The organism is Psychromonas sp. CNPT3 (assembly GCF_000153405.2).
Classification (GTDB): domain Bacteria; phylum Pseudomonadota; class Gammaproteobacteria; order Enterobacterales; family Psychromonadaceae; genus Psychromonas.
Genome location: NC_020802.1, coordinates 807,827 through 828,852 on the forward strand (window position 1 = coordinate 807,827; position 21,026 = coordinate 828,852).

Annotated in this window: 15 protein-coding genes; 7 read left to right on the forward strand and 8 right to left on the reverse strand. The window is 38.1% G+C overall.

Annotation, left to right across the window (positions count from 1 at the left end; translation table 11 throughout):
* Positions 1-2 precede the first annotated feature (2 nt).
* Both PCNPT3_RS03555 and tldD read left to right on the forward strand, forming a co-directional pair.
* Positions 3-3,920 (forward strand): YhdP family protein, encoded by a 3,918-nt coding sequence (locus PCNPT3_RS03555; RefSeq protein WP_015464500.1) that lies wholly within the window; start codon positions 3-5, stop codon positions 3,918-3,920.
* Positions 3,921-4,449: 529 nt separating this feature from the next.
* A complete protein-coding gene (gene tldD, locus PCNPT3_RS03560; RefSeq protein WP_015464501.1) occupies positions 4,450-5,895 on the forward strand; it encodes a metalloprotease TldD in 1,446 nt (481 codons plus the stop codon).
* 142 nt (positions 5,896-6,037) lie between these two features.
* On the opposite strand, the gene PCNPT3_RS03565 is transcribed toward tldD, so the two are convergent.
* Positions 6,038-7,732, reverse strand: a complete 1,695-nt coding sequence (locus PCNPT3_RS03565; protein WP_015464502.1) for a SulP family inorganic anion transporter — start codon at positions 7,730-7,732, stop codon at positions 6,038-6,040.
* A gap of 823 nt (positions 7,733-8,555) precedes the next feature.
* On the reverse strand, positions 8,556-9,779 hold the full coding sequence (gene punC, locus PCNPT3_RS03570) for a purine nucleoside transporter PunC (protein ID WP_015464503.1): 1,224 nt from the start codon (positions 9,777-9,779) through the stop codon (positions 8,556-8,558).
* Between the two features lie 107 nt (positions 9,780-9,886).
* Between punC and punR the strand changes: the two genes are divergently transcribed.
* On the forward strand, positions 9,887-10,789 hold the full coding sequence (gene punR / locus PCNPT3_RS03575; protein WP_015464504.1) for a DNA-binding transcriptional activator PunR: 903 nt from the start codon (positions 9,887-9,889) through the stop codon (positions 10,787-10,789).
* A gap of 159 nt (positions 10,790-10,948) precedes the next feature.
* Entirely contained in the window at positions 10,949-12,643 is a 1,695-nt protein-coding gene (locus PCNPT3_RS03580; protein WP_015464505.1) for a methyl-accepting chemotaxis protein, read from the forward strand.
* 81 nt (positions 12,644-12,724) lie between these two features.
* On the opposite strand, the gene yjgA is transcribed toward PCNPT3_RS03580, so the two are convergent.
* On the reverse strand, positions 12,725-13,240 hold the full coding sequence (yjgA, locus tag PCNPT3_RS03585) for a ribosome biogenesis factor YjgA (RefSeq protein WP_041771386.1): 516 nt from the start codon (positions 13,238-13,240) through the stop codon (positions 12,725-12,727).
* Positions 13,241-13,337: 97 nt separating this feature from the next.
* Here yjgA and pmbA point away from each other — a divergent pair, with 97 nt between their 5' ends.
* Positions 13,338-14,666, forward strand: a complete 1,329-nt coding sequence (gene pmbA / locus PCNPT3_RS03590) for a metalloprotease PmbA (RefSeq protein WP_015464507.1) — start codon at positions 13,338-13,340, stop codon at positions 14,664-14,666.
* A 67-nt stretch (positions 14,667-14,733) separates the two neighbouring features.
* Here the strand turns inward: pmbA and PCNPT3_RS03595 are convergent, their stop codons facing one another.
* The 5 genes from PCNPT3_RS03595 to rsfS are packed head-to-tail and all read right to left on the reverse strand — an operon-like array spanning position 14,734 to position 19,312.
* Positions 14,734-15,510: a septal ring lytic transglycosylase RlpA family protein gene (locus PCNPT3_RS03595; RefSeq protein ID WP_015464508.1), complete on the reverse strand. Its 777-nt coding sequence runs from the start codon at positions 15,508-15,510 to the stop codon at positions 14,734-14,736.
* Positions 15,511-15,527: 17 nt separating this feature from the next.
* Entirely contained in the window at positions 15,528-16,625 is a 1,098-nt protein-coding gene (rodA, locus tag PCNPT3_RS03600; protein WP_015464509.1) for a rod shape-determining protein RodA, read from the reverse strand.
* Position 16,626: 1 nt separating this feature from the next.
* On the reverse strand, positions 16,627-18,513 hold the full coding sequence (gene mrdA / locus PCNPT3_RS03605) for a penicillin-binding protein 2 (protein WP_015464510.1): 1,887 nt from the start codon (positions 18,511-18,513) through the stop codon (positions 16,627-16,629).
* A gap of 2 nt (positions 18,514-18,515) precedes the next feature.
* Entirely contained in the window at positions 18,516-18,986 is a 471-nt protein-coding gene (rlmH, locus tag PCNPT3_RS03610; protein ID WP_015464511.1) for a 23S rRNA (pseudouridine(1915)-N(3))-methyltransferase RlmH, read from the reverse strand.
* A complete protein-coding gene (gene rsfS, locus PCNPT3_RS03615; RefSeq protein ID WP_015464512.1) occupies positions 18,986-19,312 on the reverse strand; it encodes a ribosome silencing factor in 327 nt (108 codons plus the stop codon). The genes rlmH and rsfS overlap by 1 nt, the downstream gene beginning before the upstream one ends.
* Positions 19,313-19,623: 311 nt before the next feature.
* On the opposite strand from rsfS, the gene mraZ reads away from it, so the two are divergent.
* A complete protein-coding gene (gene mraZ / locus PCNPT3_RS03620) occupies positions 19,624-20,082 on the forward strand; it encodes a division/cell wall cluster transcriptional repressor MraZ (protein WP_015464513.1) in 459 nt (152 codons plus the stop codon).
* Positions 20,082-21,023 carry a 16S rRNA (cytosine(1402)-N(4))-methyltransferase RsmH gene (rsmH, locus tag PCNPT3_RS03625; RefSeq protein ID WP_015464514.1) on the forward strand — a complete coding sequence of 314 codons (942 nt, stop codon included), beginning with the start codon at positions 20,082-20,084 and terminating at the stop codon, positions 21,021-21,023. The genes mraZ and rsmH overlap by 1 nt, the downstream gene beginning before the upstream one ends.
* The last annotated feature ends 3 nt before the right edge of the window (positions 21,024-21,026 follow it).

Here is a 21,026-nt window from a genome sequence, read left to right on the forward strand (position 1 = left end):
CTTTGAAACATTTCACTCTAAAATGGTTTAAGCGTTTTTCCGTTTTAATTGCTGTAAAACTGTTTATTTTTGCAGCATTGTTAACCACTGCTCGCATTTTTTTTGTCAGTGTCGGTGATTATAAAGAACAAGTTGCAAGTTGGCTTGTTGAGGAATACAGCGTAAAATTTAGTGTCGAAGATATTTCTGCTAGTGTTGATTTTTCAGGTCTCGTTGTCACCCTTAATCAGTTACAATTACCCAATTCCAAAGGGCTCCCCTTTACACTTAAATTAGATCACCTCTTTTTACATTTGAATTTTTGGGATTCTATTTTTGAGCGTCGTCTTAATTTTAATCGCATCTCTCTCCAGGGAGCAGATTTAACGTTAAAAAGTAATATTAGCGATACTGATCCTGCCGATAAACCTTCATTAACGGTGCGTACCCTAGAAAATATTTTTTTAAATCAATTAAAACGTTTTTCTATTAGTAATAGTCGCTTACATTTTTATGATCATTTTGGGGTTAAGAAAACAGTTTTTATTGAAGAGCTTCGCTGGGTTAATTCAGGAAAACTACACCAAGGTGTCGGACGCGCAAAGACGTCAGATGCACCGAATGAAGATGCTTTGCAGTTTGTACTTAATTTAAGTGGTGAAGTTGAAAATACTGAAAAGGATCTACAGGGTGAATTATATGTGGCAGCTAATAACTTAAATATTAATAACTATTTGTCTGGGAAAATCGACCCGAGTGCAACATTGCTCGATGCGCGTATTGGCTTTCAAGCTTGGCTGAGTTTTTCGGATAAAAGACTAGAATCGCTACAAGTACGCCTACGTCCTAGCCAGTTAAGTTGGCAACAGTTTTCTCAAACACAAGATTGGCAATTAAACTCGGGCTATTTACAATTAACAAATTCGCGTCAAGGCTGGCGCTTTGATAGTTATGATGTACAAATAAAACAAAATAACAATGCAGATAGTACGTTAAGCTTTAGTGGTACTGGCGATAATAGCAACGTAGCAATGCAGGTCAAAGGAGTGACGCTCGCAAAAGCATTGCCTTTTTACTTACTGTTTAATCCCCCAGCAAAAGAGCAAGCACTAAAACTTAAAGACATCGCATTAGATGCCAATTTAGATGAATTTAAGTTGCAAAAGAAAGCATCTGAAAAGCGACAGTTTTTCGTGCATTTAAGTGCATTTAAAAACAAAGCCAAAGGCGCTATCCCAGGATTAAGTAATGCTGAAATTTCGTTATCTGGTGATGTTGATAACGGTTTATTAAGCATTCAATTGCCGACTCAAAAGGTTTACTTTGATGGTTTATTTAGTCGCGCGATGCCCATTACATCGGGACTTATCGATGTATACTGGCAACAAACCCCCAAAGGGTTAAAGTTATTTAGTGATAACATTGTATTAAATACAACAGACATCGAATCAAAGAGTGAATTTTCTTTATTTATCCCCAATAAAAAAGCGCATAACCAACAGGTTTTTTTAAGTTTGTACAGTTATGCCTCGCTCAATGATGCCAGTAAAGTGCAATATTATTACCCCATTAAAGCCATTGGAGAAGGGGTCTTTAATTACCTTGCCCCCACTCTTAAAAAAGGCCACGTACAAGGTGCGAAAATACTTTGGTACGGGGCATTATCTGCCTATCCCTTTAGGAAAAAAGAGGGAATATTTCAAGCTTGGGTACCTGTTCGTGATGCACAATATGATTTTTATGGAAAATGGCCAGGGCTGACAGATCTTGATCTGGATTTGTTTTTTGAAAATGCGTCATTAACAATGACCGCTAAACGAGCATCATTAGGGGATCTTTCGATAAGAAAACTAAGCGGTTATGTGGATACGTTGTCGCCGAAGGGCTCTTTAATTATTTTGGCCGATATTCGTGATGACGCTAAAAAAATACATAACTACTTAAATATATCCCCTTTAAAATCAACAGTTGGCAAAGCGTTAGATATTATTAATGTACAAAAAGAGGTCTCGGGTCAATTAAAAATAAGTATCCCTTTCTCGCGGGAAAAACATAAAACGAGAATCGAAGGGGTGGTGCAATTAAAAGATAATGATATCGATTTTGTATTCGGTTCAGATCTTAATATCCCTTTACGCCATGTAAATGGCGAATTTAGTTTTGTAGATGCAGAGCTGCAGGCAAGTAATATAGAAGCCACTTTATATAATGAAGCGTTACAACTTGCTTTTTCAAGTACTCAAAGTGCAACGCATTACGATGTAAAAGCGGACTTAGGTGGGAGCTGGAGCCTTGATAGGTTATCGGAAAAAACATCCTGGCTACCTGTATTAAAAGCCTCTGGAGAGATAGAGTGGCAAGGTGATGTTAACTTTTCTTATGCCTATAATAGTGGCTATGATTATCAGGTAAACCTAAAGTCAGAGACGCAAGGTGTCCGCATTTTATTGCCAGCACCGTATCATAAAAATGCATTACAATCTTGGCCTGTATCGGTGGCTCTTGCTGGGGATCAACAGGAATCTAATATAGTATTCAAAATCAAGCATAAATTGGCGTTATATGGCGCTTTAAATTATACCAATAAAACGCCCAAAATAACCTATTTACAATTAAACCTAGGCCAAAAAGATATTCCGCTATTAGTGAAAAACCAACAGGCTGTGCATCTGCAATTTGATAATATTGTGTTAACGCCTTGGTTTAATTATTGGCGACAACTTAAGGTTGATCTCCCACAACTTTTCGCAAAAAAGAAGAATGAATCGTTAGTTAACATCAAGAAAATAAGCGCTAAAATAAAACGTATTAGCCTTTTTGAACAACCTTTATTTGCATTAAATATACAGGCTTTCAAAAAAATGACCGCAGGGCAAGATGTTTGGTATGCAAATATATTTTCGAATGATTTACAGGGAAAATTAGAGTACAGAGATGGATTGCCCGCACGAATTGATGTTGTATTGGATAAGTTGAATTTACAATCACTTGATCTCTCTACTTATCAGTCTGGCACTACGAGTGGTAATTTTATTACTGATTATCCAGAATTATTTGTTCAGTGTCTCGACTGCCGTTATAAACAAATCGATCTTTCACCTTTATCGCTACATATATATCCGACTAAAAACCTACTTAATATTAATAAAATGGATATTGGTAAAGGCCAAGAAATAACAAAAATATCAGGTGTTTGGGATAGACATAAAACGACACTGAGCATAAAAAGCACTGCTAATAGAGAAGGTGATTTAGTCAAACGTTTTGGTTTTAGCAGTCCTTTGGTGGCTAATGATGCGTTATTAGAGGGATCGCTTAACTGGATAGGCGCTCCATGGCAGTTTAACCTTAAGACATTAAACGGGGATTTTAGAGCTGATTTTAACGATGGGTCTATAACGAAAGTGAGCGACAAAGGGGCGCGTTTATTAAGTATATTAAGCTTAGATGGTATCAGGCGTTCTTTAAATATGGAATTCGGAGATGTTTTTGCGAAAGGCTTTAGTTTTGACGATATGAATTTAAGCGCCACCATCACCAATGGCATTATAAAAAATGATGATTTTTACTTAAACGGCTCAGCGGGAAAGCTGACGGGAGGTGGTTTAATTGACCTGCCTAATTTTGATACCAATTATCATTTAAGTTATAGTCCGGCTGTCACCTCGAGTTTACCCTTGTTGACCGCTTTTGCCATCAATCCCTTAACGGGAGCCGCTGTGTTATTACTGACTAAAATATTAGAGCCTGTGGTGGATGCTATTGTGCGTATTGATTTTTCAGTCAAAGGTGCGCTTAATGATCCTGTGGTGAGTATTCTCTCACGCCAAAAAGGCAAGGTTAAATTACAAAATAGTGCGGCTTTAGAAGCGATTCAGTTACAAAATATAGAGAGACAAAAAGAAAAGGGTACGCAGAAAAACCAAGAGTCTAAAAAATAATACTGAGAAGGAACCTCGTTTAAGGTGAGTGATAAGGCGCTTGAAAATATGCGCTTTAATTGTTTAAAGGGCATATGATGAGTTATCTCTCTTACGCTGTTTAATGCCATTTTTTGTTATATTCGATGGCGGTATCTCTTTAATGTATAACCTGCACCTATGCTGTGGGTTTATCCTTTATACAGACGAAAAACTATCGTTAAGAAGACACTGAGGTGTTTTTTAGGTGACAATATTAGCCAGATAAATTGTTTTAGATCTATTTAGGTGTTGAGTATACTCAGCTTATAGCAAAGGAATTAATTAAGTTTTCATGTATTGCGCAGGAAAAATTAACACTAGCAAGGCGTGAGTTGTAGGAGATAGTTGTTCTCACTTCAAAACTCATAACGCAGGTAGGGATAATTTCAACAAGCAAGACGGGTAACCTTTTTAGTTCCTTTGGTATTATCAATGAAAATTAATATAAATATAGTGGGTGATAGATGTGATATAAAATATCTATCGCTACTTAAATAAAGGAAAAAATATGTCTTTTGAGCAAGTTTGTGCTTCTTTTCTTACGCCTGCACAATTATCGATTGAAGATTTAGAAAAACGATTGAGTCACTTATGCTCAGCAAAAATAGATTATGCAGATCTTTATTTTCAATCAAGTTGCCATGAATCTTGGCTACTTGAAGATGGCATCGTTAAAAACGGCAGTTATAACATCGACAAAGGGGTTGGGATCCGCGCGGTATGTGGCGAAAAAACAGGGTTTGCTTATGCAGATCAAATAACAGAAAAAGCCATTATAGATGCATCAAACGCAGCCCGTAGTATTGTTAAAAGTGGCCAAGATAAACAAGTTAAATTAATTTTTCCACAGCAAAAACCTCTCGTTTATGGAATATCTAACCCGTTAAATAGCATGGCTCAAGAGGCGAAAATAACCTTACTTAAAGAGGTTGATGTTTTTACGCGTGCTTTAGATCCGGCTGTTTGTGATGTGACAATTTCTTTAAACTCTATTTATGAAGAGGTTTTAATTGCAGCGAGTGATGGCACATTAGGCGCTGATATACGCCCTTTAGTGCGCTTTAGTGTCTCTGTATTAGTAAACAAAAATGGTAAAAGAGAGCATGGCAGTGCTGGCGGTGGTGGTCGTTTTGATTTGACTTATTTCAGCGAAAACGTTGAAGGTGAGTCTCGCGCATTTGGTTATGCAAAAGCTGCGGTGCATCAAGCTTTAACAAACATTGATGCCAAGGTCTCACCGGCCGGAATGATGCCTGTTATTTTAGGTGCTGGCTGGCCGGGTATATTATTACATGAAGCAGTTGGCCATGGTTTAGAGGGCGACTTTAACCGCAAAGGCGCCTCCGTTTATGCGGGAAAAATTGGTGAAAAAGTAGCATCAGAGCATTGTACTATTATCGATGATGGCACCTTAAAAAATTGCAGAGGATCCATTAATATTGATGATGAAGGGACGCCTGCGCAGCGTAATGTACTTATTGAAAAGGGCATTTTAAAAGGTTACATGCAAGATAAATTAAACGCGCGCTTAATGGGTGTTGAGCCTACGGGCAATGCCCGTAGGGAGTCATATGCACATTTACCGCTTCCTCGCATGACCAATACATTTATGCTCAATGGTAAATATGACCAAGAAGAATTAATAGCGAGCGTAGAAAAAGGTATTTATATGCCTAATTTTAGTGGCGGACAAGTTGATATTACCTCAGGAAAGTTTGTGTTTTCTGCCTCAGAGGCTTATTTAATAGAAAATGGAAAAATAACCACACCTATTAAGGGGGCAACTTTAATTGGTAATGGATTTGAAACCATGCAACAAATATCAATGGTTGCCAATAATATGTGCCTTGACGCGGGGGTCGGTGTTTGTGGTAAAGAAGGTCAAAGTATCCCTGTTGGAGTGGGTCAACCTGCATTGAAAATTGATCAAATAACGGTAGGTGGAACAAACTAATACAACATCAAATAGATATTTAAACAGATAAAACGGACTGCATTATTCTACTTTTCTCGCTGGAAGTATAAATGCAGTTGGTTTATTGGGCTTTAGTCATCAGGCGGTGCCACACCTCACTGGCACCGTTGCACAGTTTTCTTTAGCGCTGCAGATTCAACGTCAACGTTGAATCTGCCCCTTTAATTGTTTCATTAATTGTTTCATTAATTATTCTTGCCTGTGTTAATGCTTTAGGAAATAGTTTAAAGATATTATTGTTTCCAAGTAAAGTAACAATTCCTTTTTTTCTCAAATCTTCATAAACAGAATCTATGGTTCCGGATAAAATAACAACAATCCCATCATCATGTAAAAATTTGATAGTTTCTTCAAGGTTATTTAGTCCAGTAGAATCAATAAAAGGAACATATCTCATTCTTATTATTAATATTTTATTATTATTTGCAATACTTTTAATTGTTTCTGTATATGATTTTGCACAGGCAAAAAAGAGTGGTCCTGCAATTTCATATGTTCCGATTTCTTCTGGTAGATTTCTATACTCTTCAAGAGTATCAATGTCATCATCCTCTATTTGAATGTTTGTATTAATATCCGCCATTCTTTTCATAAATAATAATGAGGATAATACTATTCCAATTTCAATAGCAACGGTTAAGTCCACTAATACGGTAAGCAAAAAGGTACTTAATAAAACAATAGCATCAAATTTAGACGTTTTAATGATGGAAACAAATGATCTCCATTCACTCATGTTATATGCAATTACAATTAATATTCCGGCTAAACAAGGCATCGGAATTAATTTTGCTAAGTCAGCAAAAAACATCATTATTAGAAATAAAACGATTGCGTGAGTTATTCCCGCGATAGGCGTTCTTCCCCCATTTTTAACATTTGTTGCTGTTCGGGCGATTGCACCTGTTGCGGGAATACCACCAAAAAAAGGAGTAATAATATTTGCCATACCTTGAGCAATAAGTTCTGTATTTGAACGATGATTTCCACCTATCATACCATCTGCAACAACGGCTGATAGTAGTGACTCAATACCACCAAGAATGGCAATAATTAATGCAGGGGCAAAATAATGAGTAATATTTGCAAAATCTAAATTTGGTATTGCAAATGAAATCTCACTATGGATATCACCAAAAAACGTTTCAATATTATTAATGGGGATATCAAAAAATACAACGACAGAAGTAACAAGGATAATAGCAATAAAAGAACCTGGTATTTTTTTTGTTAAATATTTTGAACAAATAATGATAAAGATAGTGATAAGTGTCGTAATTAAAGCATAAATATTAAGGCTTGTTATGTTGTTAAAGTACAAAATACATTTATCAATAAATGAAGAGGGAAGATGTTCTATATTTAAACCTAAAGCATCTTTAATTTGTGTTGATAAAATAACTAACGCAATTCCACTCGTAAATCCAACAATTAAAGGGTGAGGAAAATATTTTAGTAAAGATCCTAACTTTAAAAAACCAAATATTATGAGAATAATTCCGGCTAAAATAGTTGACATCATAAGCCCATCTATTCCATATTCTTGAACTATCCCAAAAACTATAATAATAAAAGCGCCGGTAGGTCCCCCAATTTGCACTCTACTCCCACCAAATATTGCAATGACAAGACCTGCCACAATAGCCGTTATTATCCCCCTCTCCGGAGAGACGCCACTCGCGACAGCAAATGCGATGGATAAAGGAAGGGCCACAATACCGACAATAATACCTGCAAAGATATCTGATAAAACTTGTTCTTTGCTAATTCCATTTTTTAATAAGGTATATAATTTGGGTTTAAAAATAGTTTTCATATTGCTCTTTTCATCGTAATTTTCTTTGTAAAGAAAGGGAGTAAAGGAGTTGTTAGTCAAAACGTTAGTGCGAGGTTAACTCATGAGTTTATTTGCCATTGATTATGAACAAGGTTTATTTTCTAATTATAATATCACATAGGTCTTTTTTATTTGTCAAAAATACATATATTAAAGATTAGTGCGAGTTAAGGTAACACCATATCGATGAAAATTCGTTAAAGTATTAATAGATTTATAATGGAAAGCACTGAGCAGTGACATTATTCATTCATAGCGTTTACGCGCACCCAAATGGCGCGTTTTATCTATTTTCGTGATTTTAAGGACTTTTGTTATTTGTGCTACTGCGTATTATATTTAACATGAGGTAATACATCGTATGGATAAAACGGGTATAAGTAGCTCGGGGAAATGTTGCGTCCAATATCGCAGGACCAAACTGATATATTAATTATTGAAATATTTATTATTTGATTGATGAAATGTGGTCATAATAGTCATGCGATCATAGGTGATATTTTAGATCTTTGTCTGCGATTATGTACTCCGGCTGAAAGTAATGACACTTCCCATTTTGGCTGATATTTACGGAAGAAAGAAGCGATAAAAAACGTGTTAAATTGTATTTTATTCTTATTTTAGGTTTTGTTTCTGGAAGTGTAAGTGGGGATTATTTAGATAAATTATACTCTGTTAATGCCTTGTTTTTTCCGTCTTTTAGCGTTGTTTTTAGCCGTATATTAGCGAGTGTATTTATATCGAATGCGTCATTTAGAGGAAGATCATTGACGCAGTAAATACTACGCCAATGTAATTAAGACTAGCTCGCTTTTGCAACTTCTAGCATTTCTGCTTTATTAGATTTTGCAATAAAACCATAACCTATAACGACAAGCACTGCTTGTGCAAGCATCACAGCTGTCATCGCAACGACGCCATATTCGCTTAACGCTGAAACAATACCACTCGCAATAACGCAGAACATCATTTGTAAGAAATTCATTAAGCCTGCAGCCGATGCACTATTATTACTAAACTCTGAAAGCGCTTTATTAGCAACAATAGGGTAAATTGCGCCGTTAGCCATTGCCATAAAGCACATTGGGATAAGTAGCGGGATAATGCTATCAGTTGTAAATTGAGTTGCCACAACAAACATGACGATCACACTCAGAATAAAGAGCTTTAATAACCACGGTAAAATTTGCTGAGATGCATATTTATTTAACAGTGTGCGACAAGTATAGCCACCGATAATAAAGGCAGCTGTTTGTGGAAGGTAGCTAAAACCAATATCGGTACCTGAATAGCCCATTGCTGTCATTGCAAAAGGAGATCCCGTTAACCATGCAAAAAAAGCAGCTGAGCAGGTTGCATAAATAAGCATGTTACCGGTGAATTTTTTTGATTTTAAAATTTCGATGTATTGTGCAATAACGCCGAGTTTTGGAACGCTCTGTGCATCGGCCATGTTTTCTTGTTGTGGCGTACTAAAATCAATTAAATTAGCGCGCAACATTAACATTGAACCAATTAAGATCAATGCATAGAAAATGGTTTGCCAACCGAGATGTGCTTCAAGTACTGCGCCTAAAAGAGGGGCAAGAGCCGGAGACAATGCAACTAAAGGCATGATGGTTGCAAAAATACGCTGTGATGTTTTCGCATCGTATTTTTCCATAACATACGACTGCCAAATAATAGTTGATCCACAAGCGCCAAGTGCTTGTATTAAACGGCCGAAGAGAAGCCCTTCAATTTGCGTTGAAAGTGCACACATAATACTGCCGATACTAAAAATAAGTAAACTGGCAGAAAGAACTAATTTTTTTCCAAAACGTTGGGTAAGAGGACCATAAACAAGCTGTCCGCCAGCCATACCAAAAAGGAAAATAGTTAATGACCAGCCTATCATTTGTTGGCTGGTGCCTAAATCTTGACGGATCACATCAAACGCAGGAAGGTACATGTCGGTTGCTAAAAAACCGAGCATACTTAAACCTGATAGCCAGATATAAGGGATCGCTTTATTTTTATTGTGCATTTTATTCTCTTATTAATTTTATTTTAAGACATTTCACAGTTTATGCTTGCTATATAGGCTTGTGAAACGGTATATTTTCACCCCTTTCATCAAAAAATTTGATTCGTATGTTTTCCTATCAAGATCTGTTGGTTATTGACGCGGTGGCGCGTCTCGGTAGCTTTGCTAACGCAGCTTTAGAGCTGCATAAAGTGCCAAGTGCAATCAGTTATCGTGTTAAATGGGTTGAACATAAATTATCGGTGAGTTTATTTAAACGTTCGCACAGAAAAGTAGCACTAACGCCTGCAGGGATTTATTTTGTTGAGCAAGCGCGTTTATTATTAAAACAGATGGATGATATTAAATTTCAAACGCAGCGTGTTGCAAATGGTTGGCAGAGCAGTGTATCTATTGCGTTGGATAATGTTGTGCACGAAGACAGTGTTAATAAATTGGTGGCTGATTTTTACGAACAATTTCCAGATGTAGAGTTACTGCTTACCATGGAAGTGTTTAATGGCGTTTGGGATGCGTTAGCGGATGGACGTGCTGATATTGCGATTGGCGCTACGGCAGTAGTACCCATTGGCGGTAATATATCGTATCGCGCGATGGGCTCGTTATTATGGGACTTTGTGATAGCGCCAGATCATCCCCTTGCTCTAAAAGAAGGGAAACTAAAAGAAAGTGATTTAATCAAATACCCTTGTATATGCCTTGATGATAGTTCGCGAAAATTACCCAAACGTACCACTTGGTTATTAGACAATCAAAGGCGCTTAGTTGTCCCAAATTGGCACAGCGCTGAGCAATGCTTCATGGCAGGTTTAGGCGTCGGCATCATGCCGACGCATCGGTCGCGAATATTGATAGCATCGGGGAAATTAATCAAAAAAGATCTTTTGGATGTGCCCAAAGAAAGTCCTTGTTGCTTGGCTTGGAAAAATGAATGTTTAACACCCGCGGTCGCATGGCTATTAGATTATCTAGGGGACAGTGAAAAACTACATCAACAATGGCTTGCGTAAGCTGTTTTTTTGTAAAACGACTATTATCATCCCGCGTAGGCAACTTAAAGTGTAGTGAATTTTATTTTGTGCGCGCAAGCTCACAATAGGAAAAAAAATATTCTACTTATAAAAACGATCCTACACTTAATGGCTAAATTAAATATAGGGTGAGAGAGCATGATACAATTTTTTAGAGATTTACCTTTAAAGTTTAAGTTGCAAGGTTACTCCTTTTTGATGCTAGCATTCTTATTGTTAAGCTTTGTTTATGCTAGTTTGTCGTTAAATACTATCGGTAATAAATTGACCATTATAGTTGAAGAGGATATTCCTCTATCCCAGCAACTTTCTAGCATTACCATTAGGCAACTTGAGCAAGCGTTATTATTTGAACGAGGCTTGCATAACGGCCCTTTGGTGCGCACTAATCAAAATGCAAAAAAAGAGCTAGACACCGTAATGACGGTATTTATGGAAAAAACAAAAAAAATAGAAAATCTATTAGATTTAGCCACTAAACAAGCCAAACATGCGCTGAGTTTGTATGCTTCTTCAAGCGAAGGTTCGACAGAAAAATCTAAGTTTAAGTCAATTTTAAAATCTCTTGAGCATATTAAAGTTGCCCATAAAAGCTATGATGAGCATGCACAAGACACTTTTCTTTTATTTCAAGAGGGGCATGTTTCTCGTGCATTATTGAAGTCGAAACAAATAGTAAAAGAAGAAATAGCGTTAGAGCATGAAGTCGAAGATTTGTTAGGCAATGTTCAGAAATTTACGAAGGAAAGCGCAACTAAGGCGCAAGAATATGAACAAAATGCATTAAAAACATTGGCTATCTTTGGCGTAATTTGTATTTTTATTGCATTATTTGTCAGTCATATTTTAAGCCAATTCATTTTAAAAGGTATTCGCACTGCCATCACGATATCGTCAGGAGATTTACGAGAAAATATCAACATTACAAGTAAAGATGAAATTGGGCAGTTATTGCATGGAATGAGTGGTATGAAGAATAAATTGCTGTCGATGATCAATGAAATATCTGGGATCACCGGCGATCTTTCTCGCTCTTCTACCGGTATGCAAGATCTCACTGAAGAAACCTCAAAAATAATCAATCAGCAGCGCTCTGAAACAGATCGTATTGCGACGGCGATGGATCAAATGAACTCATCGGTGAATGACGTTGCAGAAAGTATTGGAACAACCGCAAAACATGCTCAAGATGCGAATAAGAACACGGCTGCAGGGCAAGTTATTATTGGCGAGGCAATCACTGAAATCGATAGTCTTGTTGCACATATCAGCACGGCTACTGAAACGGTAGGTTTATTGCAAAAACAAAGTGATGGTATTAATAAAGTCATGGACGTGATCACCAGTATTGCAGAGCAAACCAATTTGTTGGCATTAAATGCAGCCATTGAATCTGCGCGTGCTGGCGAGCATGGTCGAGGTTTTGCGGTTGTAGCTGATGAAGTGCGCACGCTTGCACAACGAACGCAAGATTCGGCTAAAGAAATACAAAGCATGATTGATCAATTACAAAAGGGCAGTGAAGGCGCCGTTGATATTATGCATAAAAGTCAAAAGCAAACAGAGCGTACCGTGGTGGCAGTTAAAAAGTCGGGTGAAGCGTTTGAATTGATATCATCTTCAATTGCAGAAATAACGGTAATGTGTGAACAAGTGACGCGCGCAGCTGAGCAACAAGGTCTCGTAAGCGAGGAGATAAATACAAACATTGTACAGGTAAGTGCAATGTCGGATAAAACATCGACAGGCGCTGAGTTGACCACTAAAGCAAGTAAAGAGCTGGCGATGATTGCTCAACAATTAAAAAAATCATTAACACAATTTTCTATTTAAGAGCGTTTTTGTGTAAGGGCGCTTTGGATCAAGCATAAAAAAAAGGAGGCATTGCCTCCTTTTTTTATGGGACTGTATTTTTTATAAACAAATAGGTTTTAAATACATAAACAAATCTTTGGCCGCTTTGGCCGCTTTAGCTGGCTTTTCTGCTTTTTTCTCTTTATTGATTAGACGCACGAATTGGCGTATTTTTTGACGCTCAAGAGAAGGGAACTTATCGAGTAAGTCATTGATTTTTGGATCACCTTGCTCAATGAGTTCATCTCGTAATGCTTCTAAACGCAACATAGCGTGCGTCAGTTGTTGATGTTTGTTTTTTAGTCGATCTAGTGTAGTGCTAATAGCGTCAGTGTCTTCATGGCGCAATACTTTACCAATAAATTGTATCTGGCGACGCAGTGCTTCATGTTTAGTGCTAATTTTATGGGCAACGGCAATGGAATGAAACAGCAACTCACTAGCTGGAATTTGAGCCAGTTGTTTTTTATTTAAGGCAATCAGTTCATGACCGATGAGTTTTAGAGCATCCGCATCGCGTTTTATTTGTGATTTACTGATCTCTTCATCATTTATACTTTCAATTTTTTTATTCATAATAGTTTTGCCGTTACAGATTAATAGGGGTATTTTATACATTATACGTGTATTCTTTAGCTTTCTAAATTTAATTTTTAGCATTGGTAGATAAAATATGATTGAGCAGAAAAAACAACTTGAAAATGCAGTGCAAGATGCGTTGATGATCGCAAAGAAATTAGGCGCAGATCAAGCGGAAGTCGCACTAGGAAAAAGCTCGGGGATCTCGGTAAACACCCGTTTAGGGGAAGTTGAAAATATTGAGTTTAATCTTGACGGTGCGATGGGGATCAGCGTTTATGTGCAAAACTGTAAAGGCAGTGCATCGACCGCAGATTTAAGTCCGGAGGCTATTCATGCAACCGTAAAAGCTGCCATTGATATTGCAAAATACACCAGTAAAGATACGTTTGCCGGGTTGTTAGATACGGACTGCTTAGAGCGTTCGGTGCTTGATTTAGATTTATACCACCCAAGTGCACTTAATACCGATGAGTTACTCGCTCTGGCTAAAGAATGTGAAGAATTTGCCTTAAATAGCGATCCATTAATTGTAAATTCAGACGGCGCAGCGGTAAATAGTCACTCAAGTTTACGTGTTTATGGTAATAGTAATGATTTTTTAGAAAGTTACGCCAGTAGTCGCCATAGTTTAAGTTGTGTGTTGATAGCGCAAAAAGGCGAGGAAATGCAACGTGATCACAGTTATACAAGTGCGCGTGATATGCGCGACCTGTATTCTGCGCAGTGGGTTGCTAACGATGCAGTAAAACGCAGTGTAGAGCGCCTTGGCGCTGTCAAAATTAAAACCCAAGAAACAGCGGTTATATTTTCACCTGAAGTGGCAACGAGTTTGTTTGGTCATTTTGTGGGCGCTATTAGTGGCATGAACTTATATCGTAAATCTACCTTTTTATTGGACAGTTTAAACCAGAAAATATTTCCCGATTGGATGAACATAGAAGAAAAACCTCACATAATAAAAGGTATCGCCAGCTCTCCTTTTGATCAAGAAGGCGGGAAAACGAAAGATGCACTAATTGTGCAGGACGGCGTTTTGCAAACGTATTTATTAACAGGTTATGCTGCGCGTAAATTAAAAATGCAAAGCACAGGTCACAGTGGCGGTATCCATAATTGGTTTGTTAAATCTAATTGTGATTTAGACTTAGCAGGACTGTTTAAAGAAATGGGCAACGGTTTATTTGTCACGGAGCTTATGGGCCAAGGTGTAAATATGGTTACAGGAGACTATTCACGCGGTGCTGCCGGTTTTTGGATTGAAAATGGTGTGATTGCCTACCCTGTACATGAAATTACAATAGCAGGGAAATTACAAGATATGTTTATGGATATGCAAGCGATTGGCTCGGATGTTGATCCTCGCAGTAGCCTCAAGACAGGCTCTATTTTAATCAGTAAAATGAAAGTGGCAGGACTGTAAAGGTTTGCACACATACTCATATTTATGATGCTTTAAAAATATGAGTATGTGTTGGTCTTTTGGACTTTTATTTTATGGGTACTAAAAAGGCACCAGGGTATTGAGGTCGCATTTTATTTAATAATGACTGTGCAGTCTCTTCACCGTTTAATGGCCCTAAACGTAAGCGGTAATTATTACCTTGCTTCGTGAAAGTGGACGCAACGTTATATTTATCTGATAACTTAGCATCAAGCGTCTGCGCTTTTGATTGCTGCGATGTCACGAGATACTGTATATAATATTTTTTTGTTGATGCACCTTTTACAAAAGGACTTTCTTTTTGAAAATGTAATAACTTGATTGAAACTGGCGTTGTACCCGATGCAAGCATGTCGAGTTTTTTTGCTGCTGCATAGGAAAGATCAATAATGCGCTTTGAATGAAACGGGCCTCGATCATTAACACGTACAATGATCTTTTTACTGTTTTTGAGATTAGTGACTTCTACATAGCTTGGTAATGGCAGATTTTTATGGGCAGCGCTCATGGCAAACATATTATAACGCTCACCATTAGAGGTTAAGTGGCCATGAAACTTTTTCCCATACCAAGACGCATTACCTTTCTCCGTAAAGGAGGTTACATTTTTTAAAACCTTATAATGAATACCGCGCACGTTATAATCTTTATTACCACCACGAGAGTAGGGCTCATAACGAGGCGATGCATTTTCTATATGCGCTAAAGGGGGGATGCTCGATTTATTAGGTGCATGATCATCATTAATAGCGTAACGATTACTACTACATGCACTCAGTACTAAGAGACTAATGCACAGTATTAAAATATTGAAAATTTTCATTATTGCTCTTTATATTATTAGCTATTAAAACGTTTATGAGTATGAATCGACATTAAAATCCCGAATCCTGCGAGCAAAGTAACGATGGATGTACCGCCATAACTGACTAAAGGCAGAGGTACACCTACTACGGGTAAAATACCACTCACCATGCCAATATTAACAAAAACATAGACAAAGAAAGTCAAGGTGATACTGCCGGCGACCAATCGAGTATAAGCATCTTGCGCTTGATTCGCTATCCACAACCCTCGTGAAATAATGAATAAATATAGTGCTAATAAAAGTAAAACGCCAATTAGGCCAAATTCCTCTGAAAAGACAGCAAATATAAAATCGGTATGACGCTCGGGTAAAAATTCAAGTTGTGATTGTGTCCCTTGTAACCAACCTTTCCCCCATAGCCCCCCTGATCCAATGGCTATTTTTGATTGGATAATATGGTAGCCGGCACCTAAGGGATCCGCTTCCGGATTCAGTAAGGTTAAAATGCGTCCGCGCTGATAATCATGCATTAAAAAGAACCATAAAATGGGGACGAAAGCGAGTAATGCTGCGCCTGCAATAAAAATATAGAGCCAAGATATACCGGATAGGAAAAGTACAAAAACACCGGCAGAGGCGACAAGAATAGAGGTGCCAAGATCGGGTTGTTTGGCTATCAATAAGGTGGGGATGATAACCAGTAGAAAAGCGATAAAAATATTTTTAAATTTTGGAGGTAAGGTGTCTTGGCTGATGTAATATGCAATCATCAGTGGCATGATGAGTTTCATTATTTCAGAAGGCTGGAATTTAGTAAAACCAAGATCTAGCCAGCGCTGTGCGCCTTTTCCTGTATGCCCAAAGATCAGTACGGCAATGAGTAATAAGACGCAAACAGAAAAAATAAAGGGGCTCCAACGTTGATAAAAATCGGGTGAAAATTGCGCCAAAAAAAACATGGTTCCCAGCGCAATCGCTAAGCGAACCAACTGGCGCTCAACGAGTTCATAACCATCAACAGAATATAGAACGGTTAAACTGACTCCCATTAACATTAAAATCCCCAGTAATAACCAAGGATCTAAATGTAAGCGATAAAAAATACTTTTATTTGAAGGAATATTAACCATATTAAAAACTAAACCCTTGCAAAGAGGTAACAGGAGAGGAATTATGAAAATATTCATCCAGTAATTTTCGAATAATAGGGGCTGCTTGACTACTGCCTCCCCCTGCATTTTCTAATACGACAATAGCGACTATCTCAGGTGATTCAAAGGGGGCAAATGCAACAAACATCGCATTATCTCGATGTCGTTCGTTAAGTTTACTTGCATCATAACGCTCATTTTCTTTTATATTGACGACCTGTGCGGTCCCTGATTTCCCTGCAACGGTATAATCTACGCCGGCAAAAGCGCGACGCGCGGTGCCGACACGACTGCTCGTCACTGATAGCATTGCATTGAGTGCGATATCCCAATAATGTTTATTTTTTAATGTGATCGGGGCCCGCGTGCTTTGTATCGGGGTAAATGCACCATCATCGGATAAAATGGCGCGTAATATTTGGGGATCAATGATTTTCCCCCTGCGCGCTAAAATGGCCGTAGCTTTAGCCAGTTGAATAGGGGTCGTTGTCCAATAGCCTTGCCCAATACCAATTGAAATCGTGTCTCCATCGTACCAAGGTGCTTTAAATCGTGACTTTTTCCATTCTCGAGAGGGCATGATAGCCTTGGTTTCTTCTCCAATATCGAGGCCACTGTAATCGCCAAATCCAAATTTACGCATAAACGGATTTATTCTGTCGATGCCTAATTTGTAGGCTGTGTGGTAAAAGAAGGTATCGCAACTTTGTTCAATGGCATGATTGACATCTACCCATCCGTGGCCCCAGCGTTTCCAATCACGAAAACGGCGTTTTGAGCCAGGTACTATCCACCAACCTGGATCATAAATCTTACTGTGCTCGGTGATCACACTCTCATTTAATGCCAGTAATGCCATTTGTGGTTTTATGGTGGATGCTGGCGAGTAGCGTCCTTGTGTTGCGCGATTAATTAAAGGGCGATCTTTGGAGTCCAATAAGGCTTTGTATTTTTTATAGCTGATCCCTTGTACAAAAAGGTTAGGATCATAACTGGGATTTGAAATTAAGCTCAGTACGCCTCCTGTTTTAGCATTAAGCACCACAATACTGCCTCTGTGATCGCCTAAGAGTTCCTGTCCTTTTAATTGTAATTTTACATCTAAATTTAATTTAATGTCTTTACCTGGAACAGGGGGCGTAAAGCTTAATACACGAATAACTTTCCCCCAACTATCAACCTCTACTTGGCGGCGACCCGGCTTACCATGTAATAATCCTTCATAGGATTTTTCAATGCCCAGTTTTCCGATATAGCGTGTTCCACGATAGAGCGCGCTGTCTCCTCGCGCTTTAATACGTTTAATATCTTTATCATTTATTTTGGCAATATAGCCCAATACATGGGTAAAACTGTCGCCAAAAGGATAATAACGTTTTAGGTTGGCGCTGATTGAAAAACCTTGATATTTATATTGGTTAACGGTAAATAGTGCCACTTCTTTTTGGGTGAGTTGATCTTTAAGTTCAATACTTTTAAAGGATCGAGAATAATTATTTCGGCGTTTAAAAGAGGCGATTTCTTTATCGCTAATAGAGAGTAATTTTTGTAAATCGCGTAAATTCTGTTGTAAATTTTTGGTGTTTCTAACAATGACTTCTAGGCTATAAATGGGACGATTTTCAGCTAAAATAATGCCATTTCTATCATAAATCAAGCCTCTGTTTGGAGGGACTATTTGCACACTAATTCGATTGTCATTGGATCTGGTTTGATAGTTATTAAAAGAGGTGATTTGTAAATAATAAAGATTGCTGACTAAGATGGTGAGTGAAATAGCGATGGCAATAAAGATGACGATAGAACGACGCATAAAAAGAGAAGATTCTGCTGAATGGTTTCTGATGTTGATGCGTTTTTTTTGCACGATCACTCTCTATGGTAAGGGTGATTAATGGTCAGTGTGTAAGCGCGATATAAACTTTCTGCTGTAATAATACGTACTAAAGGATGCGGTAAGGTAAGGGCCGATAGTGACCAGCGTTGTTCTGCTTTGGCAATACATTCCGGAGCAAGACCTTCTGGGCCTCCAATTAGTATACTAATATTACGCCCATCTAGTTTCCATTTGCGCATTTCATCTGCCAACTGTTCAGTTGTCCAAGCCCGCCCGGTAACTTCTAGGGTGACAATTTTATTGCCTTTAGGGATGGCTGTTAGAGTGAGCTCTCCCTCTTTTTTCAAAATACGTTTTATATCCGCATTTTTTCCTCGTTTCCCTGCGTGGATCTCAACTAATTCTAGTTGCATCTCTTTAGGGAAACGTCGTGCATACTCTTGATATCCTTTTTCAACCCAGTCGGGCATTTTTGTGCCCACTGCGATCAACTGAATTTTCATTAATCAGAGTATCCCCAAAGGGTTTCTAGATCATAAAATTGACGTGTTTCGTCTTGCATGACATGGATCACGATATTAAATAAGTCGACTAATACCCATTTACTGTCCTCTAGTCCTTCAACACCTAAAGGTGCTTCACCTTTACGTTTTGCAGCAAGTGCGGTTTGCTCTGCAATTGAGCGTACATGACGTTTTGAATTGCCGGTACAAATGATCATTGTATCAGTGACATCGGAGGTACCAGATACATCTATCACGATGATATCTTTCGCTTTCATGTCTTCAAGTTGTTCAAGTACAAATTCTTTTAATTGTTGGTCTTGCAAAGGATGTTCCTTTAAAAAGTGGATTTAAAAATTATATAGCGAATAAGTATAACATGCACACGGAAGAGTTATACCCTACTTGATAATAAATTCACCTTTTTAGTGAGAAATCAAGAAAGATATACTTAAAAAGTAGAGTGTAAAACGTTATTTAGAGGGACTGTGATAAAAATCATTAAAATAACGGATCCTTTTCTTGCAAAATAAGCATACTTTATTAGTATTGTCGTAAAAAGTGGTGAAAAGTGGTGTAAAGTGGGTGTTGTTTGCAGTAGAAGGTGTCTTTTTCTTTATTATATTGGATTTTAACGATGTTACGTGGTGCAAGTGCAATTAACATAGACAATAAAGGGCGTATTGCTATTCCGACACGTTATCGTGACGAATTAATGCAAATGTGCCAGGGGAAATTTGTCTGCACCATTGATTTACAATCACCTTGCTTATTACTGTACCCCTTAAATGAGTGGTTACTCATTGAAAAAAAATTGAGTGGGTTATCCAGTACTGATCCACAACAACGACGTCTACAACGCTTGATATTAGGCTACGCAAGTGAAAGTGAATTAGATAAAGGCGGGCGCACATTGATTGCCCCTATACTGCGTACGCATGCAAAATTAGAAAAAAAATTAATGTTGGTAGGCCAACTTAATAAATTTGAACTGTGGGATGAAGCCTTATGGCTAAAACAGGTGCAACAAGATTTGCAACTGGGTCTTCCGACAGGTGATCAATTAACAGAAAGTTTACAAGGGTTTTCATTGTAATGGTTGAACATATAACGGTATTGCTTGATGAGGCGGTCAACGGCTTAGCAATTAAAGAAGAGGGTATCTATATTGATGCTACTTTTGGTCGTGGCGGACATTCTCGTCATATTTTAAAACAATTAGGGCCTAAAGGGCGCTTAATTGCGATCGATAGAGATCCTCGCGCGATTGTAACGGCAGAGCTATTGATGCAAGAAGATGCGCGATTTTCTATTATTCACGGGCCTTTTTCAGATCTTGCAAATTATGTTAAAGAATTAGGCTTGGCTGGACAAATTGATGGCGTTTTATTAGATCTTGGTGTGTCTTCACCACAGCTTGATGAGGCCGAACGTGGCTTTAGCTTTATGCGCGACGGCCCTTTAGATATGCGCATGGATCCAACAACGGGTATCAGCGCTGCACAGTGGCTTGCAAAAGCGGATGTGGAGGATATTAGTTGGGTTTTAAAAACCTTTGGAGAAGAAAAGTTTGCTTATCGTATTGCGCGTGCAATTGTCGCTGATCGCGAAGAAACCCCTTTCCTACGTACGTTAGATTTAGCGAATTTGATCTCACGCTTATGCCCTAAAAGAGAGAAAAAGAAACATCCTGCGACGCGTAGTTTTCAAGCTATCCGTATTTACGTAAATAGTGAGCTTGAAGAGATCCATAAAGTGTTGGATGGGGCATTAGATATCTTAGCTATCGATGGTTTGTTATCGGTGATAAGTTTCCATTCATTAGAAGATAGAATAGTAAAACGTTTTATCCGCAAGCAAGAAAAAGGCCGTGAATATCCGCCGGGTTTACCCTTAACAGATGCACAAATGCAATCAGGGAAAACCATGAAAGCACAAGGAAAAGCATTAAAACCGAGTGCTGGCGAAATTGAACAAAATAAACGTTCACGTAGTTCAGTGTTACGTGTCGCTAAAAAAACAGCCCAACCAGAGTGAGTT

Bases quoted from the DNA above. Each gene is read 5' to 3' on its own strand.
- tldD (WP_015464501.1), top strand. From the start codon at position 4,450: ATGTCTTTTGAGCAAGTTTGTGCTTCTTTTCTTACGCCTGCACAATTA.
- PCNPT3_RS03565 (WP_015464502.1), bottom strand. From the start codon at position 7,732: ATGAAAACTATTTTTAAACCCAAATTATATACCTTATTAAAAAATGGA.
- punC (WP_015464503.1), bottom strand. From the start codon at position 9,779: ATGCACAATAAAAATAAAGCGATCCCTTATATCTGGCTATCAGGTTTA.
- punR (WP_015464504.1), top strand. From the start codon at position 9,887: ATGTTTTCCTATCAAGATCTGTTGGTTATTGACGCGGTGGCGCGTCTC.
- PCNPT3_RS03580 (WP_015464505.1), top strand. From the start codon at position 10,949: ATGATACAATTTTTTAGAGATTTACCTTTAAAGTTTAAGTTGCAAGGT.
- yjgA (WP_041771386.1), bottom strand. From the start codon at position 13,240: ATGAATAAAAAAATTGAAAGTATAAATGATGAAGAGATCAGTAAATCA.
- pmbA (WP_015464507.1), top strand. From the start codon at position 13,338: ATGATTGAGCAGAAAAAACAACTTGAAAATGCAGTGCAAGATGCGTTG.
- PCNPT3_RS03595 (WP_015464508.1), bottom strand. From the start codon at position 15,510: ATGAAAATTTTCAATATTTTAATACTGTGCATTAGTCTCTTAGTACTG.
- rodA (WP_015464509.1), bottom strand. From the start codon at position 16,625: ATGGTTAATATTCCTTCAAATAAAAGTATTTTTTATCGCTTACATTTA.
- rlmH (WP_015464511.1), bottom strand. From the start codon at position 18,986: ATGAAAATTCAGTTGATCGCAGTGGGCACAAAAATGCCCGACTGGGTT.
- mraZ (WP_015464513.1), top strand. From the start codon at position 19,624: ATGTTACGTGGTGCAAGTGCAATTAACATAGACAATAAAGGGCGTATT.
- rsmH (WP_015464514.1), top strand. From the start codon at position 20,082: ATGGTTGAACATATAACGGTATTGCTTGATGAGGCGGTCAACGGCTTA.